Origin of the sequence: Streptomyces sp. NPDC002088 (assembly GCF_040296605.1) — a bacterium.
Classification (GTDB): Bacteria; Actinomycetota; Actinomycetes; order Streptomycetales; family Streptomycetaceae; genus Streptomyces.
The window spans coordinates 782,921-798,501 of record NZ_JBEOXO010000001.1 but is presented as its reverse complement, the minus strand read 5'-3'; the positions used below and the strand labels follow the sequence as shown (position 1 = coordinate 798,501).

The 15,581-nt window shown below is 70.1% G+C and carries 16 protein-coding genes and 1 pseudogene; 6 read left to right on the top strand and 11 right to left on the bottom strand.

What is annotated here, in order from left to right; translation table 11 throughout:
- Positions 1–51: 51 nt before the first annotated feature.
- Positions 52–225, bottom strand: coding sequence for a CsbD family protein (locus ABT114_RS03765; RefSeq protein ID WP_351138144.1), 174 nt, complete (start codon positions 223–225; stop codon positions 52–54).
- Positions 226–364: 139 nt separating this feature from the next.
- Between ABT114_RS03765 and ABT114_RS03760 the strand changes: the two genes are divergently transcribed.
- Both ABT114_RS03760 and ABT114_RS03755 read left to right on the top strand, forming a co-directional pair.
- The gene (locus tag ABT114_RS03760) at positions 365–928 is read left to right on the top strand and encodes a hypothetical protein (protein ID WP_351138142.1); all 564 of its coding nucleotides are present in this window, start codon (positions 365–367) and stop codon (positions 926–928) included.
- Positions 925–1,524 (top strand): hypothetical protein, encoded by a 600-nt coding sequence (locus ABT114_RS03755; protein ID WP_351138140.1) that lies wholly within the window; start codon positions 925–927, stop codon positions 1,522–1,524. Before ABT114_RS03760 ends, ABT114_RS03755 begins: the two co-directional genes overlap by 4 nt.
- Positions 1,525–1,540: 16 nt before the next feature.
- Here the strand turns inward: ABT114_RS03755 and pgm are convergent, their stop codons facing one another.
- Complete coding sequence (gene pgm / locus ABT114_RS03750; protein ID WP_351138137.1) at positions 1,541–3,181, bottom strand: phosphoglucomutase (alpha-D-glucose-1,6-bisphosphate-dependent); 1,641 nt, start codon at positions 3,179–3,181, stop codon at positions 1,541–1,543.
- Positions 3,182–3,473: 292 nt separating this feature from the next.
- Between pgm and ABT114_RS03745 the strand changes: the two genes are divergently transcribed.
- Complete coding sequence (locus tag ABT114_RS03745) at positions 3,474–4,289, top strand: DUF427 domain-containing protein (RefSeq protein ID WP_351138135.1); 816 nt, start codon at positions 3,474–3,476, stop codon at positions 4,287–4,289.
- Between the two features lie 91 nt (positions 4,290–4,380).
- Here the strand turns inward: ABT114_RS03745 and ABT114_RS03740 are convergent, their stop codons facing one another.
- A complete protein-coding gene (locus ABT114_RS03740; protein ID WP_351138133.1) occupies positions 4,381–6,105 on the bottom strand; it encodes a purine-cytosine permease family protein in 1,725 nt (574 codons plus the stop codon).
- Positions 6,106–6,397: 292 nt separating this feature from the next.
- The gene (locus ABT114_RS03735; protein ID WP_351138131.1) at positions 6,398–7,480 is read right to left on the bottom strand and encodes a substrate-binding domain-containing protein; all 1,083 of its coding nucleotides are present in this window, start codon (positions 7,478–7,480) and stop codon (positions 6,398–6,400) included.
- A 110-nt stretch (positions 7,481–7,590) separates the two neighbouring features.
- On the opposite strand from ABT114_RS03735, the gene ABT114_RS03730 reads away from it, so the two are divergent.
- On the top strand, positions 7,591–8,061 hold the full coding sequence (locus tag ABT114_RS03730) for a MarR family winged helix-turn-helix transcriptional regulator (RefSeq protein WP_351138129.1): 471 nt from the start codon (positions 7,591–7,593) through the stop codon (positions 8,059–8,061).
- Positions 8,062–8,243: 182 nt separating this feature from the next.
- Here the strand turns inward: ABT114_RS03730 and ABT114_RS03725 are convergent, their stop codons facing one another.
- Both ABT114_RS03725 and ABT114_RS50540 read right to left on the bottom strand, forming a co-directional pair.
- Positions 8,244–8,591: a hypothetical protein gene (locus tag ABT114_RS03725; protein ID WP_351138226.1), complete on the bottom strand. Its 348-nt coding sequence runs from the start codon at positions 8,589–8,591 to the stop codon at positions 8,244–8,246.
- A 243-nt stretch (positions 8,592–8,834) separates the two neighbouring features.
- A pseudogene (locus tag ABT114_RS50540) lies at positions 8,835–8,944 on the bottom strand (SAM-dependent methyltransferase); the annotation flags it as partial.
- Between the two features lie 27 nt (positions 8,945–8,971).
- On the opposite strand from ABT114_RS50540, the gene ABT114_RS03720 reads away from it, so the two are divergent.
- Positions 8,972–9,259 (top strand): hypothetical protein, encoded by a 288-nt coding sequence (locus tag ABT114_RS03720; RefSeq protein WP_351138127.1) that lies wholly within the window; start codon positions 8,972–8,974, stop codon positions 9,257–9,259.
- Between the two features lie 121 nt (positions 9,260–9,380).
- Here ABT114_RS03720 and ABT114_RS03715 read toward each other — a convergent pair whose 3' ends face one another.
- The 3 genes from ABT114_RS03715 to ABT114_RS03705 all read right to left on the bottom strand — a co-directional run bounded on the left by ABT114_RS03715 (position 9,381) and on the right by ABT114_RS03705 (position 11,153).
- Positions 9,381–10,049, bottom strand: coding sequence for a class F sortase (locus ABT114_RS03715; protein WP_351138125.1), 669 nt, complete (start codon positions 10,047–10,049; stop codon positions 9,381–9,383).
- 113 nt (positions 10,050–10,162) lie between these two features.
- Entirely contained in the window at positions 10,163–10,723 is a 561-nt protein-coding gene (locus ABT114_RS03710) for a hypothetical protein (protein WP_351138123.1), read from the bottom strand.
- A 181-nt stretch (positions 10,724–10,904) separates the two neighbouring features.
- Positions 10,905–11,153, bottom strand: a complete 249-nt coding sequence (locus ABT114_RS03705; RefSeq protein WP_351138121.1) for a winged helix DNA-binding protein — start codon at positions 11,151–11,153, stop codon at positions 10,905–10,907.
- A 20-nt stretch (positions 11,154–11,173) separates the two neighbouring features.
- Here ABT114_RS03705 and ABT114_RS03700 point away from each other — a divergent pair, with 20 nt between their 5' ends.
- On the top strand, positions 11,174–11,530 hold the full coding sequence (locus tag ABT114_RS03700; protein ID WP_351138119.1) for a hypothetical protein: 357 nt from the start codon (positions 11,174–11,176) through the stop codon (positions 11,528–11,530).
- Positions 11,531–11,655: 125 nt separating this feature from the next.
- Here the strand turns inward: ABT114_RS03700 and ABT114_RS03695 are convergent, their stop codons facing one another.
- Positions 11,656–14,463 carry a hypothetical protein gene (locus tag ABT114_RS03695; protein WP_351138117.1) on the bottom strand — a complete coding sequence of 936 codons (2,808 nt, stop codon included), beginning with the start codon at positions 14,461–14,463 and terminating at the stop codon, positions 11,656–11,658.
- Positions 14,460–15,572 carry an ATP-binding protein gene (locus ABT114_RS03690; protein ID WP_351138115.1) on the bottom strand — a complete coding sequence of 371 codons (1,113 nt, stop codon included), beginning with the start codon at positions 15,570–15,572 and terminating at the stop codon, positions 14,460–14,462. The genes ABT114_RS03695 and ABT114_RS03690 overlap by 4 nt, the downstream gene beginning before the upstream one ends.
- Positions 15,573–15,581: the final 9 nt, after the last annotated feature.

Below are 15,581 nucleotides of genomic sequence, written 5' to 3'. Positions count from 1 at the left end.
GCGGCAGGGCCCACCGGATCGGGCGGGCCCTGCCGCACACCCATGCGCTCCTCAGCCCCGGAATACGTCCTTGGCCTTCTCCTTCGCCTGACGGGCGTCTCCCTTCGACTTCTCGGCCTGCCCCTTGGCAGCCATCGTCTCGTTGCCCACCGCGCGGCCGACCGTCTCCTTCGCCTTGCCCTTGAGCTGCTCCTTCTTGGCCTTGGCCTTCTGTTCTCGAGCCACTGTCACTCACCTCAAACCGCTGTCGACAAGCGATTCCACAGCACCGGGTGACCCTTGTCGCGGCGCCTAAACCCGAAGATCCGCTGTCCCAGGAGTCGGCCGACGGCGACTGTCAGTGCTTGGCCCTAGAGTGCTCGGCATGACCACCTGGATACAGGGATCCTTCCCCGGCCACGAGGTGAATGTCGTCTTCGCCCGGGGCCTGCCCCTCGAAGTTCTCACCCAAGGGCTCCGCGAGCGGCTTCGGGAACCCCTCGCGTTCGGCGAGGCGGACGGCTGGGCGTGGGCGGTGCACGACATGCTCAACTGGGAGGCCGACGACTACGACACCGTCAACTACAACAGCATGTGCGCGGACGGCGCGGAGATCGTCGTGTTCGTCACCGAGCCGTGCAGCGCGAAGGCTTTCCCGCCCGACTTCGCGTACCACCGTGGTGGCCGCATGATCCTGGGCTTCAGCTTCGATGGCCCCCAGTATCGGGTCGGCGAGAACCCCGACTACCTGTCCCCTGAACTCCTGGCCGCCCGCCTCATCGGCCCCGACGCGGCCTGCCCACAAGAAGGGGCCGACACCCACGACTGTTTCGACCACCACTACGACGATCACGAACGTCTCGTGAAGGCGATCGCCGACTTCTTCGCCCTGCCCTCACCACCGCTGTCTGTGCCGCTGTCTCCGTCCCCGGAGGTGACGGCGAAATGACCTGGCTCGCACCGAACACGTTCGTCACCTTCTGCAAGGGCATGACCCTGTCCACCCTGACCGCCGTCTTCACCGAAGCGGGGCGCCCTCCCCGTACCGCCGGTGAACTGTCCGGCTGGACCTGGGCAACACAGGACGCGTACACGGCCGACCACGGGCACAGTGCCTGGGAGCTGGCGCGCAACATCACGGGTTTCCGGTACGCGGACCGCGTGAGCGATCCGGATCATGTCGAGACCGTGTTCCTGGCCTCCACTCCCGCATGCACGTGCCCGCACGGTCAGAACTACATGGTCCCGCACTGCGCCGAGCACCCGTTCCAGTTCGCGTACAACCGCGGCGGGTTCGAGAAGTCGTACTTCAACTTCGGTGCACGACGCGAGTCACGGCGCAGCGGAAGCATGGCCGACCTGCTGGTACGCGAACTCCTGGACGCGGGGATCGTCGGCCGGGACACCCCGGCGTACGACACCGATCCCCACTTCAACGCCGACGGCGCCCACACCGTACGGATCATCGCCGACCATTTCGGCCTTCCGTCACCGCCGCTCGGCCGCCCCGGTGGCCGGCCGTCCGCGCCCTTTGCGGAGCGCTGACGGCCGACCGCTCGGCTCAGCCGCCCAGCGCCGCCAGAACCACGAGCTTGGCCTCGTCCTGGACCTGGCTGAGGTGGTCGGGGCCGAGGAACGACTCCCCGTAGATCTTGTAGACGTCCTCGGTGCCCGAGGGGCGGGCCGCGAACCAGGCGTTCTCCGTGGTCACCTTGATGCCGCCGATGGGCGCGCCGTTGCCGGGCGCCTGGGTGAGCACCGAGGTGACCGGCTCCCCGGCGAGGGTGTCAGCGCGGACCTGCGCCGGGGACAGCTTGGCGAGCAGGGCCTTCTCCTCACGGGTCGCCGGGGCGTCGATGCGTGCGTACGCGGGTTCGCCGAAGCGGGCGGTCAGCGCGGCGTAGTGCTCCGACGGCGTCAGTTCCGTGACCGCGGTGATCTCGGAGGCCAGCAGGGCCAGGATGATCCCGTCCTTGTCGGTGGTCCACACCGAGCCGTCCCGGCGCAGGAAGGACGCGCCGGCCGACTCCTCGCCGCCGAAGCCGAGCGATCCGCCGACCAGCCCGTCGACGAACCACTTGAACCCCACGGGAACCTCGACCAGTTGACGGCCACTGTCTGCTGCGACCCGGTCGATCATCCCGGACGACACCAGCGTCTTGCCCACCCCTGCGGCGGCGGGCCACTGCTCGCGGTGGGAGAACAGGTAGGAGATGGCGACGGCGAGGTAGTGGTTGGGGTTCATCAGCCCGGCGTCCGGGGTGACGATGCCGTGCCGGTCCGCGTCGGCGTCGTTGCCCGTGGCGATCTGGAAGCGGTCGCGGCGCTCGATGAGCGAGGCCATCGCGTACGGCGACGAGCAGTCCATACGGATCTTGCCGTCCCAGTCCAGTGTCATGAACCGCCACGTGGGGTCGGTGAGCGGGTTCACCACGGTCAGATCGAGCCCGTGCTGCTCGGCGATGCGGCCCCAGTAGGCGACCGAGGCCCCGCCCAACGGGTCGGCGCCGATGCGCACGCCGGCCGCGCGGATCGCGTCCAGGTCCAGCACGCTGGGCAGATCGGCGACGTAGGTGCCCAGGAAGTCGTAGCGGCCGGTGCCGGGGGCAGCGAGCGCCTTGGTGTAGGGAACGCGCCGTACGTCCTTGAGACCGCCGGCGATGATCTCGTTGGCCCGGTCCTGGATCCAGGAGGTCGCGTCGGAGCCTGCCGGGCCGCCGCTGGGCGGGTTGTACTTGAAGCCGCCGTCGGCGGGCGGGTTGTGCGAGGGGGTGACCACGACCCCGTCCGCGAGGCCGGAGGTGCGGCCCCGGTTGTGGGTGAGGATGGCGTGCGAGACCGCCGGAGTGGGCGTGTAGCCGTCTCCGCTGTCGATGAGCACGGTGACGTCGTTCGCCGCGAACACCTCGAGGGCGGTGACCCTGGCGGGCTCCGACAGGGCGTGGGTGTCGGCGCCCAGGAACAGGGGACCGTCGGTGCCCTGGGAGTCGCGGTACTCGCAGATGGCCTGGCTGGTGGCGGCGATGTGGTCCTCGTTGAACGCCGTCGACAGTGAGGATCCGCGGTGCCCGGAGGTACCGAACGCCACGCGTTGCCCCGGGTCGGCCGGGTCGGGGTGCAGCGCGTAGTACGCCGTGACCAGCCGGGCGACGTCGATGAGGTCCTCGGGTCCGGCCGGCCTGCCCGCTCGCTCGTGCGGCATCTGCCCGTTCCTCCGTATCGGTTGACCATGGGTTACGGGCCTCATCTTCCCCCGGCACGGCAGTGGTCCGCGAGTGCCGCACCGGCCGCGGGTGGGACGCCGCTGCCCGCCTTCGCTGACCCGGACGGCTCGGCTTCGGGCCCGTCCCGGTGTGGGAGCGTGTCATAAGTGGACATCGGAGAGTATCTGAGGGTCCTCAGGCGTCCCGGAGGGCTCGCGGCGTGGCACACGCACGCGAACCGACCTCACCTCACCGAGGTCACCTCTTGAACCAGCCGAAGGAGAGCCGGTCATGAGTACATTCCGCACCGCGCAGGCCGTCAGGACGACCCCGGAGGGCCTGCTGTGGGAGCCCAGCGAGCGCTGGGTGCGCGGCCGCAAGGGCAGCGTCACCGTTGTCGACAGCCGCCACCCCGTCCTCGTCTGGGAGCCCGAACTACCCGTCCCGCAGTACGCCTTCCCCCGCGAGGAGGTCCGCGAGGACCTCCTCCGCCCCGCGAAGAGCCCTCCGACGGGCCGGCACACCGGGTCGCGGATCTTCTACGACCTCGAGGTGGGTGGCGAACTCCTGGAGAACGCCGCCTGGACGTACCCCGCCGCCGACCTGGCCGGTCACATCGCCTTCGAGTGGTTCCGGCGATCGGGCCACGGCCTCGACCACTGGTACGAGGAGGAGGAAGAGATCTTCGTCCACCCCCGTGACCCGCACAAGCGGGTGGACGCCCTGCCCAGCAGCCGGCACGTCCAGGTGGAGATCGACGGCACGGTCGTCGCGGACTCCCGCCGTCCGGTGCTGCTGTTCGAGACCGGTCTGCCGGTGCGCTACTACCTGCCGCGCGAGGACGTCCGCCTGGACCTGTTCGAGGCCACCGACCACAGCACCGGCTGCCCGTACAAGGGCACCGCCCAGTACTGGTCGTGGCGTTCCGGCGGCGACGTACCGCCGAACATCGTCTGGAGCTACCCGCAGCCGCTGCCCGCGGTGGCGGCCGTCGCGGGACTTCTCGCCTTCTTCAACGAGGCGGTGGACATCACGGTGGACGGCGCACGCCTGGAGCGCCCGGTCACCCCGTTCACGGCGACTCTCGGCCCGCGCTCGTCGACGTAGCGAAGGGACTGGGCGGCTTGCGGACCGGTCCGCGGCACAGCGCCCGGCCAGGTCGCGAGACTCGGCCGGGCGTCGTCGGACGATGCGCAGGTCAGTCCGCGGACCGCACGGTGGGCAGGGCGAGGTCGACGGGACCGGTGGCCGAGCCGCTCTTGCAGGAGTCGTGGCAGTCCTTCTCCAGGCTGCAGCACAGCGAGCAGATCGCACCCGCGTGGAACGGGCAGTTCGCCATGTCGGGCCGCTCGAAGGTGTCCGCGCACACCGAGCAGGTCAGGGTGGCCGCCGACGGCAGGCCGTCCGCGGCGAGCAGCGGCTCTTCGAGGTCGTCGATGCGGGCGATGTAGTACTTGCCCTTGGTGAGCACCGCGAACAGCGGGGAGAGCACCATGGCCAGGACGAGCGCGATGAACGGCGAGTAGGCCTTGCCGTAGTCGCCGAACGCCTCGAAGTAGGCGGCGATGGAGACCGCCGAGGCGATGAGCATCGAGCCGAAGCCGACCGGGTTGAAGTTGTACAGGTGGGCCCGCTTGAACTCGATGTACGAGGGGCTGAGCTTCAGCGGCTTGTTGATGACCAGGTCGGCGACGACCGCGCCGATCCAGGCGATGGCGACGTTGGAGTAGAAGCCGAGGACCGTGTTGAGGAAGCCGAACACGCCGCCTTCCATCAGGGCCAGCGCGATGCCGACGTTGAGGAAGATGTAGACGACCCGGCCGGGGTGATGGTGGGTCAGGCGGGAGAAGAAGTTCGACCAGGACAGCGAACCGGAGTACGCGTTCGTCGAGTTGATCTTTATTTGGGAGAGGATGACGAAGAAGGTGGCCAGGCCCAGCGCGACAGGGGCGGCGAAGGTCTTGAACCCGGAGACGTACTGCTGAATCGGCTCGTTCGCCTTCGCGAGCCCCACGCTGCCCGCGATGTAGAAGGCGAGGAACGCGCCGCCGATCTGCTTCGCCGCGCCCAGCACCACCCAGCCGGGGCCCGCGGAAAGTACCGCGCCCCACCACTTCCTGGCGTTCTGCGGCGTCTTGTCCGGCATGAAGCGCAGGTAGTCGACCTGCTCACCGATCTGCGCGATCAGCGACAGGGCCACGCCCGCGCCCGCCCCGACGCCGAGCATGCTGATGCTCGACCCGGTCGGCGAGTTGCCCGCGAAGTGGGTGAACTCCGAGAACTTCCCGGGCTCCTGGATCGCGATGGACACGAACGGGGCGACCATCAGGACCAGCCAGATCGGCTGGGTCCACACCTGCATCTTCGACAGCGCCGTCATGCCGTAGACCACCAGCGGCAGGATGATCAGCGAGCAGATGATGTAGCCCACGGCCAGCGGTATGTGCAGGCCCAGCTCCAGGGCCTGGGCCATGATCGAACCTTCGAGGGCGAAGAAGATGAAGGTGAAGCTGGCGTAGATGACCGAGGTCAGCGTCGAGCCGAGATAGCCGAAGCCCGCGCCCCGGGTCAGCAGGTCCATGTCGATGGAGTACTTCGCCGAGTAGTACGAGATCGGGATGCCGGTCAGGAAGATGGTCACGGCGGCGGCGAGGATGGCCACCAGGGCGCTGGAGAACCCGTTGGATATGGCGATCGAGCCGCCGATGGCGAAGTCCGCCAGATAGGCGATGCCGCCCAGGGCCGTGGTCGCCACGACGTAGGGCGTCCAGCGGCGGAAGGACTTGGGCGCGTAGCGCAGCGAGTAGTCCTCCAGGGTGTCGTTCTGCGTCCAGCCGTTGTACTTCCGGCCGCTCGTACCGGACTCCCGGACGGATGCGTCCGCCACTCCCGGCGGTGCCTGGTTGTCGACAATCTCCGTCACGGTGCTTCCCTCTTCCGTAGACAGGGCCGCCGCCCCGGACGACCCGGGGCGGTCCACGGAAGATTCCAGCCGCATTGTTTCTCGACGGTTTCGCGTTCTTTAAATGGAGACTTCTTTTCAAACCCTTCCATGACGCGCGTAGAAAAGTGGCTGAGCTGGACTTTTGACGAATTGGACGGGCGATTCCTTCATTTCTGGAAGCCAGTCCGGCCACACTCGATCCGCCTCCAATACTTCCCCTGGAAAATATTTCTGCGGCGGGTTAATGTCAACGGGTGTGTGGGAGGGGAGGTCAGAGTTGGGCCACGATGTCGAACGCGAAGGCGTCCGCCCGCGCCAGATAGAGCCGCTGGTCGAGATGGTTGCCGCGCAGCCGCAGCGCTCCCCGCGGCCCCTCGTAGGAGACCGTGTCGCCGGCCGCGCACATCGCCCGTACGTCCAGCGACCGGGCCCCTTCCACCAGCGCCGCGAGCAGCCGCAGGCCCTCGAAACACGACTCGCCGAGACTGCCCACGACGGGCGCCTCGATCCCGAACCGCGCCGCGTACCGACCGCCGAAGTCCAGGCTCTCGGCGGTGGCCAGCGTCTCGAAGAACCCGGCCGTCGCCCAGAGTCCGTCAGTCGCCTCCGCGCCGGTGGCCAGCAGGATGTTCTCGTCCATGTGCGTACTCAGCCGCAGGCACCGCTGGTGCAGTCCGCACGCGGCGAACGCCCGGTTGAAGCGCACGGCGTCGTCCCCGACCAGCAGCATCAGCACGGCGTCCGCCTCGCACCGTTCGATCCGCCGCAGCACCGGCCCGAACTCGTGCGTCCCCAGCGGCACGAACACCTCGTCGCGCACCCGGCCACCGCAGGCGCGGGCGTACCGGCGGGCCGCGTGTGCGGTGACTCGTGGCCAGACGTAGTCGTTGCCGACCGTGCACCAGCGCCGCACGCCGGCGGACTCGGCCAACAGCCGCATCGCCGGGAGCAGTTGCGCCGCGTCGGTCTCCCCGGTGAGGAACACGCCCGGAGCGTGCTCGCCGCCCTCGTACTGGGCGGTGTACACGTACGGCACCCGGCCCGCGAGGCGCGGGACCAGCGCCTGGCGCACCGCCGAGGTGTGCCAGCCCACCACCGCGTCCACCGCGCCCAGCGACACCAGGGCCGTGACCTCGGCCGCCACCCGCTCCGGCGGCGCCCCGCCGTCGACCACCGCCAGCCGGACCTCGCGCCCCAGTACCCCGCCCGCGGCGTTGAGCTCCTCCGCCGCCAACTGCGCGGCCAGCTCACAGGCCGGCCCGAAGACCCCCGCCGGGCCCTGCAAGGGCACGACCAGGGCCACGGCCAGCGTCTCGCCCGCGCTGCCGTTGCGTACGGGCGGCCCCAGATGCACAGCCCACCTCCATGAGGGCAAGGGGGACGCGGATCCCGCTCTCGGCCCCGGCGCCCTCGCGGAGGCCCTTTAACCTGTCGGACAGTAGACCTACCGGAAGGACACCGGCAATGCGGTCCGTACCGTCGCAGGATCTCGCCCACCTCCTCAGCCACGCCGAGCGGCGCCTTGTCCAGCGCCTCGCCGCCGTGCTGGCCGAAGAGGGATGCTCCGTCGAGCAGTGGCGCGTCCTGTCGATCACGTCCGACGGCCGGGGCCACCCGATGACCGAGATCGCCGACTACGCGCTCATGCCCGCGCCGAGCCTCACCAAGCTCGTCGACCGCATGGTCGCCGGCAACCTCGTCTACCGCCGCCCCGATCCCGCCGACCGCCGCCGTGTCCTGCTCTACCTCTCCGCCCGCGGCCGCACCCTGCACGAGCGCGCCGCCGACCGCGTCCACGCCGAACAGACCGGCCTCCTCGAGGCCATCGACGACCACGGCGAACTCGCCCGGGCACTGCCCTTGCTGGCCGCCACCCTCGATGTGCGGACCGCGGCAGCGAACGCCCGGGGAGCCGCCCGGCCGACATCGGCCTGAGGGCCCCGGGCAACCTCGGCGCAGTCGGTCCCCCGCCTTGTAGTAGGCAGCATGGTGGCCAACACCTGCGCACCATCGAGCGCCTCCTCGACCGCGGCCTCGAGGCCAGTGAGCAGCGCACGACGCTGGACGTGACGCTCACCGCTCTCGACGTGCCGCGAGCCCGCTGACCGCACCCGTGGTCAGTCGTCCGTCTCGCGGCGCACGAACCAGCAGCCGAGGAGCAGCAACGCGCCCCAGACGGCTCCCACGATGACCGGTCCGCCGGACGTGGAGCCGTAGGCGACTGCCGGGATCGCGGCGACCATGGCGAACCATGTCATCAGTCCCCACATGGTGAGCGACTCGGGCAACTCCTCGCGCGCCCGGCGCAGGACGACGACGCCCACGCACACGCCGTAGACACCCGGCGCCAGCAAGGCGAGCGCGACTCCCACGGACAGCTCCGGATTGTCCCCCGGCGCGCGCAGTGTCATCGCCCCGAACACCATGAGTACGACGCCGAGGAGCGCGGCGAGCGATCCCCACACCCGCCGCCTCAGGGCACGACTGCGGCGGCGGACTTCCGCAGACGTTCCCGGCGTACGGCGCCTGCGCTCCGCCCGTTTCCGAGAGCGGCGGGCGGCCCGCACCCGAGCGTCTCGCCTGCGAACCTCACGCCGCCGGTCCACGCCGCGCGGCCCTTCCCTGGTACCGGTCATCACCGTGGCCCCCGGCCTCTTGGACAAGTCCCCCTCTGCTTGGACGCGGCGACGGCGTCGGTGATGCAGGTCGACCGCCCCGTACATCGCGATGTCCTCGTCGCGGATGTTCTGTTCGCCGGTGCCGCCGGGGTGCCGCTTGTGGACTGGACGATGCCGATGCCGGGTCCGACGAGTTCCAGGAACCGCAGCGGATAGGGTCGGGTGCCGTGAAGATACAACTGTGCGTGCTGCTGTGGGCGCGGCCGGGCGCGGCCGAGGCCCTGGTCGCCTATGAGGACAAGGTTCTGGCGCTCCTGAGCGAGCACGGCGGCCGGATTGTGCAGCGGGCCCGCACCGACGGCCAGGATCCGGCCCCGACCGAGATCCAGTTGATCGAGTTCGCCTCACAGGCCGGCTACGACGGCTACATGTGCGACGAGCGCCGCACGGCACTGGCCGCCGAGCGTGACGCGGCCGTCGCGCGCACGGACATCCATCCCGTCAGGTTGGTGTGAAAGACCGGAGTCGTCACCGTCTTCGCCCCTGCCTGCCCGTGGATCGGCATGCTCGCGATGGTCCTGGCCCCTGCCGCCATCGGCCTCGACGGTCACCTCGTTCCTGGACTCTCCGACCTGATCAGGTGAGATGGGCGAAGACCACCAGGTTCTCGGTGTAGTCCTTCACCTCACGGTCGTAGTCCCCCGCACAGGTGATGAGCCGCACCTGGGCCTGCGGGGTGTCGGCGTAGACACGCCGGTCGGGGAAGTCGTCCTTCTCGAACGTCTCGACGTCGTCGACCACGAACGACGCCCTGCGCCCATCTGCCCGTGCGATGTAGAACTTGTCACCCTTCTCCAGTTCGGAGAGGTCCGCGAACACGGCCGCGGACGTCGCCGTGTCGACGTGCCCGGCGATGATCGCGGTGCCCGCCTCTCCGGGGGACGCCCCCTCGGCGTACCAGCCGACGAGGTTGACGTCGGCGGCGGCCGGGGGTTGCAGGTGCCCCGAACTCCCGATGGCAAGATCGGTGAAGGGGGCGTCGACAGAGATCTTGGGGATGAGCAGGCGTTTCGGTCTGGATCTCGGCAGATGCTTTCCCACCGGATGCGCGGCCGACGAGGCCGACGCGCCGGCTTGTGTGGTGCGCGGTGGGTAAGCGGGATCGGACGACTCGTTCCGGCCGCTGATCATGAGCACCGCCAGGACCATGACAGCCGCGCCCCACAGCCACGTGGTGGTGGAACGGGTTCCCTCATCGGACAGCGCCGGCTGGGTTCCGGTAGGGGGAGGAGGACTGGCTGCCATGGGGACCACCTCACTCTGGCTCGGCAGCTGAGCGGGCACGACATGCGGAAAGCAGGCCGGGCCACCACGGAAGGCAACCGGTGGCGACCCGGCTGCTATCACGTCAGGCATGGTCAGGCCACACCCTCGCCCGCCTTCTTTCGACGCAACGCGTACACGCCGGTCGCTGCGACACCCAGGACGGCCAGCCCGCCGGCGGTGACGCCCGGTGCGGCCAGCGCGCCCCCTCCGGTGTGCATGCCGCCGCTGGGCTTGTCGCGCTCGTCGCTCCCGTCGTCCTTGCCGTACCCGCTGTCCTTCTCCTCGTCGTACCCGCTGTCCTTGTCCTGGTCCTTGCCGTACCCGCTGTCCTTGTCCTGGTCCTTGTCCTGGTCCTTGTCCTTGGAGGTCTCCGAGTCCTGCTTCGAGTCCGACCCGGAGCCCCAGTCGTCGCTGCTCAGCGCGGTCAGCGCACCGCCACCGGCGTGAATTCCACCGCGCGGCGAGTCGTCGCTGCTGTCCTTGTCCTGCTCCTTGCTGTAGGACGAGTCTTGGTCACTGTCCTTGTCCTGCTCCTTGCTGTAAGACGAGTCCTCGTTGTCCCAGTCGTCGCCGGCCGCGTGAGCCCCGGGTGTGGCGACCGCTAGGGCAGCCGTGGCCGCTGCCGTGGCGAGCAGCATGCGGGCAGATCGCATGTGAGGGTCCTTCCATCGCAGCCGGGCAGCTGGCGCTTCATCAGCTGACTTGACCCGGCCTTGACGTGATCTACCGTCAGTCACGCCGGTCGATCCCACCATTCAGGGCGCTCAGTCGGGTTACGCACCTGCCGCCCTGGTACTCGACCGCCTCCTCGCCCGATCCGTCGGGCCGGCCGGGTCAAAAAGCGCCGCCGTCGGCCTGCGCGGCGTACAGGAGTTTCGCCGTCAGGGCTGGGATCCGGGTGTGGTCGGTGGCCGTGAATGACGAGGTCAGCGCGATGATCTGACGATCGGCCTCGGCAGCGCACCCGTCGGTGAGCTGCCGTCCGAGCAGGGTGAGGCCGACCAGCACGCCGCGGCCGTCATGGGGCGAGGGAAGCCGCTGGACCAGCTCGCGTTTCTCGGCGCGGGCGACCAGGCCGGTCATGGACGACTCGTCAGGCCCAGGTGGCGGGCGAGGTCGCCGACCGGCGCCGCGCCATCACCCTGCCGGACGGCACCGACCCGGTCACGGTGGCCGCCGCGACGAACCCGGGGATATCCTCCTGGGTCGCCCTGCGCCGCCGTGTCGTCCTGCGGACCGCGGCGAGCGTGTTGGTCCTGCGCGCGACCGGCAGCGCCGGCCGGCTCGCCGTGCAGATCGCCAAGCACCTCGGTGCCGCCCATGTGGTGACCGCCGGCCGCGATCCCGAGCGCCTGCACCTCCTGCCCGGCCCGGGGCACGGACGAGACCGTCTCCTTGCCGGGCGAGCCGAAGCGCAGCTTGGAGCGCTCCCGTCACTCCCGGCCGGCGCGTCGTACTGACGCCCCGATAGCCGGTCCGCCCTCTCCCCTCCTCCTCCCTGGTTCCAAGCGAGCCGGATCCGCCGTCGCGTCACCACGGCGGATCCGGCAGGCGGGCCCGACTGCCCGGATTCCCCCGGCAGGAGTCAGCGGGCCGCCAGCAGCGCCTCCAGCGCTGTCGCCGTAGCTGGATGACGGGCCACCAGCGCCACGCCCTGCGGGCCGGGATCCGCCGTCTCCCAGGTCCCGTCGCAGCCCAGCAGGCTCGCCACGGCCTCGCACGTCGCGGGGTGGGCGGCGAGGAGCGCGACGCCCCGGCCAAAGTCCGCGCGCCGAGCCGACCGCACGGCTCGCGGCTCCTGCCGGTCCCGCCACGGCGGCACCCACTCGTCCAGCGCCGCGAGCCGGCCGGGGAAGATCCGGCCCGCCTCACGGATCAGCAGCGGGGCCAGCTCGGCGCCGCCGGACCGCAGGGTGGTGATCAGGGTCGGCAGCCACGGCAGGAGCACGGGATCCGGCAACCGTGCGAACGCGTTGGACACTGCTTCCACGACGAAGTCCGTAAGGCCCGGCACCGGCTCCAGGGCGTGCACGAAGCCGCTGAGGTAGCGCGGATAGGCCGGCACCACCAGGGGGTTGCCCAGCAGTTCGTCGCACCGTGTCCGCAGGTCCGCGCGAGACAGGTGCCCGAGCTGCGCCTGGGCCGCCCACAGCAGCGCCGTCTTCGACGGGTCCTGCGGATGCGACTGCGCGACCGCCAGCTCCAGCTGGGTCCGGTCGCAGCCCAGCGACAGCGCCAGGCTCTCCATGCTGAACAGGAAGCCGAGCATCGCGGCGACCTGCCGGACAGTCGCGTCCTCGTCGGTGAACGCCGTCGGCAACAGGGTGCAGTAGTGCGCGTATCCCGCCTTGACGAAGGACTCGATCCACGGCGGCAGCACGGGCTCGCTGGTGCGGTAGTACGCCAGCAGTCGGCGTACCCGGCGCAGCACCTCCGGCGCGCCGTCGACACTGCGTTCGGCCCCCAGGACCTCCAGGGCGCGGGTGCCCAGCTCGTCGGCGAGGCGGCGGCTGCGCAGGTACAGCGTCGCGTCCTCGACGGCCTCCAGGACGGTCGCCGCGGTCGCCTGCGGGCCGTACGCCGTGCGCCGAAGGCGCTGCTCCAGCACCTGCTCGATGCTCACGCCCTCATAGCCGAGTTCGATGAGGGCACGCTGATGGGTGCCCAGCGCCAGGTCCCACGACTCCTGGATCGGCCGCTCGCCGAGGCGCCGCTCCCCCATGATCGGGCGTGCGGCGCCCTGTGGCATCAGGTACCGCAGCATCCACAGCACGTCGGAGCACCGCTCCAGTTCCGGCCGGGAGGCGATGTCCAGCAACGCCCGCTGCACGCCGCGCTGCTGGAGCTTCAGATTCAGCGCCGTGAGCCGGTCGTGCACGTCGCGGGCCAGGGGTGGCAGCGCGTCGTAGCCGACCTGGCCGATCCGGTCGCCACCCATCATGATCTCCACGAGGCGGCGTACGTCGCGCCGGCCCGGCACGGTGTCCTTCTCGATGCAGGTGACGGCCGCGTCCTGGAAGTCGTACGGCGTGGGCTTGGCCCGGTCACGCATCCCCGCGAGCAGGATCGACGTCTCGAACACCGCGATGGCGTCGGCGGTGGAGGCGAGGTAACCGTTGCGGCGCGCGGCACGCACGATCTCCACCGACCAGCCGAGCAGCTCGGTCTCGTCGAGGCGGTCGAGGACGGGCGGTCTCTGCAGGAAGCCTGACAACCGGTCCGAGGGCGGAGCCATCGGCACCAAAGCGGCGACGGCCTTCTTGGCCCTGGACTTCTTCGTGCCCGCCTGTCCCGCCAGGCGGAACGGCTCCACGCGCGTGCGCCGCACGTTCTTCGCCCACACCGTGGCGGCGATGGAGACCGAGCCGGCGGCGAGGCCGAACTGCGCCTCGATCGCGGCGTGGCTGGACGGGATCAGGCCGTGCTGCCACTTGGTCGCGGTGCGAGGGCCGATCTCGAAGGTGTCGGCGCCCTGGACGCCGAACTCCGCGACGCGGCTGGCCGCGTGGAACGCGCCGCAGACGTAGAGGCAGTCCGCCGGATCCGTGCCGGTCGCGGTCAGGTGCTCGCGCATCCTGGTCCACATGAAGCGCTCGCGGTCCTCATCCACTCGCACTCGATGGTCGTCACCGGGAGCGAGGCGCCGGAAGAGGCTGCCGATCAGGAGCATGACCTGGCGGTAGGTGTCGTGGTCACTGTCGCCGAGCGGCAGCTCGACGTACTGGTGCCACCATTCCGACCAGTGCCGCACCCGGCCGTGGCGCAGCAGGTGCTCCTCCAGTTCGGCGAAGCGCGGCCGCAGGTCGCCGATCTCCACGCCGACCGCGTCGCCGTGCAGCGCGGCCTCCTCCTCGGCCGGCGGGGCGTCCGACCCCCCTGGATCGGCGCCGAGCTCGGCGGACTGCGTTCCGCGTGCGTCCCACTGGAACACGTGGTCCGAGGAGCGGTCGACGAGGACCAGCTCCACGCCCGGCGTGTCGAGTGCGTAGGCGATCGCCTGGTATTCGGCCGACGCCTCGGTGATCGGCGCGACCACCGACAGCGGCGACCACTCGGCCGGGAAGCCGTCGGTCTCGGTGGCGAACGCCTGCACCGCCACCGGGAGCCGGCAGTTGCGCAGTTCGGTGAGCAGCGGTGCCATGTCCTCGCACAGTTCGAGGTACACGACCTTCGGCTGCTTCTCGCGCAGTCTGCGGGCCATCGCTATCGCCGAGGCGGGCGAGTGGTGACAGACCGGGAAGATCTCCAGCGGCTCGCGCACCGCGCGGTCGACGTCGTCGACGATGCCGAGGAGGATGCCTTCCAGCGCGCCGGGCCCGTCGGCGAACGCCGTGGCAGCTTCTTGGAGTTGGGTGCGCAGCGCGGTGAACGTCCCCTCGTTCGGGCCGCTCATGACAGGGTGGCGATCGCGTCGCGGCCGCCCTCCAGGAACTCCGGCCAGGACCCGCCCTCCTCCTTGCTGCGCGGCTCGACGACGCCGTGCAGGTATTTGTTCAGGATGGCCAGGTCCTCCGGCTCGCGGCGCGCCAGCGACCCCACGAGCGAGGAGGCGAGCGTGTGGGCGGTCAGCGCGCGCTCGCCGAAGAAGTTGCTGTGCAGGATCGCGTCCTCGAGCACGCCGATCTGCTCGGCAGTGGACAGCGCGGACTCGAGCTTCTCGTCGTCGCTGCCGGCCGCGGCCGCGGAGGCGCGCAGGTCGGCGAAGCTCTGCAGCAACACGTCCAGCAGCGTCGGCGGCACGTCCAGCTCGATCTGGTGACGGCGCAGCAGCTCCTCGGTGCGGAACCGGACGATCTCCGCCTCGCTCTTCTTGTTGGTCACCACCGGGATGCGTACGAAGTTGAAGCGTCGCTTGAGCGCCGAGGACAGGTCGTTGACACCCCGGTCGCGGCTGTTGGCAGTGGCGATGACGGAGAACCCGGGCTTGGCGAAGACGATGTTGTCGCTGTCCAGCTCCGGGACGGAGATGTACTTCTCGGACAGGATCGAGATCAGCGCGTCCTGGACATCGCTGGTGGAGCGGGTGAGTTCCTCGAAGCGGCCGATCGCGCCGGATTCCATCGCGGTCATGATCGGTGAGGGGATCATCGACTCCCTCGACTGCCCCTTGGCGATCACCATGGACACGTTCCACGAGTACTTGATGTGGTCCTCGGTGGTGCCGGCCGTGCCCTGCACGACGAGCGTGGAGTTGCGGCTGATCGCGGCGGACAGCAGCTCGGCCAGCCAGCTCTTGCCGGTGCCGGGGTCACCGATGAGCAGCAGGCCGCGGTCGGAGGCCAGGGTGACGATGGAACGCTCGACGAAGCTGCGGTCGCCGAACCACTTCTGCGAGATCTCCCGGTCGAGGCCGTCCGAGCGCTCGGAGCCGAGGACGAACAGGCGGACCATCTTCGGGGACAGGCGCCAGGAGAAGGGCTTGGGGCCGTCGTCGACCGACTCCAGCCAGTCCAGTTCCTCGGCGTACTTGAGCTCGGCGGGGGCGCGCAACAGGTCGGACATGTCAGTGCC

What these genes read in the sequence shown, in the direction of transcription:
- ABT114_RS03760 (WP_351138142.1), top strand. Translation starts at nt 365, where the DNA reads ATGACCACCTGGATACAGGGATCCTTCCCCGGCCACGAGGTGAATGTC.
- ABT114_RS03755 (WP_351138140.1), top strand. Translation starts at nt 925, where the DNA reads ATGACCTGGCTCGCACCGAACACGTTCGTCACCTTCTGCAAGGGCATG.
- pgm (WP_351138137.1), bottom strand. Translation starts at nt 3,181, where the DNA reads ATGCCGCACGAGCGAGCGGGCAGGCCGGCCGGACCCGAGGACCTCATC.
- ABT114_RS03745 (WP_351138135.1), top strand. Translation starts at nt 3,474, where the DNA reads ATGAGTACATTCCGCACCGCGCAGGCCGTCAGGACGACCCCGGAGGGC.
- ABT114_RS03730 (WP_351138129.1), top strand. Translation starts at nt 7,591, where the DNA reads ATGCGGTCCGTACCGTCGCAGGATCTCGCCCACCTCCTCAGCCACGCC.
- ABT114_RS03715 (WP_351138125.1), bottom strand. Translation starts at nt 10,049, where the DNA reads ATGGCAGCCAGTCCTCCTCCCCCTACCGGAACCCAGCCGGCGCTGTCC.
- ABT114_RS03710 (WP_351138123.1), bottom strand. Translation starts at nt 10,723, where the DNA reads ATGCGATCTGCCCGCATGCTGCTCGCCACGGCAGCGGCCACGGCTGCC.
- ABT114_RS03705 (WP_351138121.1), bottom strand. Translation starts at nt 11,153, where the DNA reads ATGACCGGCCTGGTCGCCCGCGCCGAGAAACGCGAGCTGGTCCAGCGG.
- ABT114_RS03695 (WP_351138117.1), bottom strand. Translation starts at nt 14,463, where the DNA reads ATGAGCGGCCCGAACGAGGGGACGTTCACCGCGCTGCGCACCCAACTC.
- ABT114_RS03690 (WP_351138115.1), bottom strand. Translation starts at nt 15,572, where the DNA reads ATGTCCGACCTGTTGCGCGCCCCCGCCGAGCTCAAGTACGCCGAGGAA.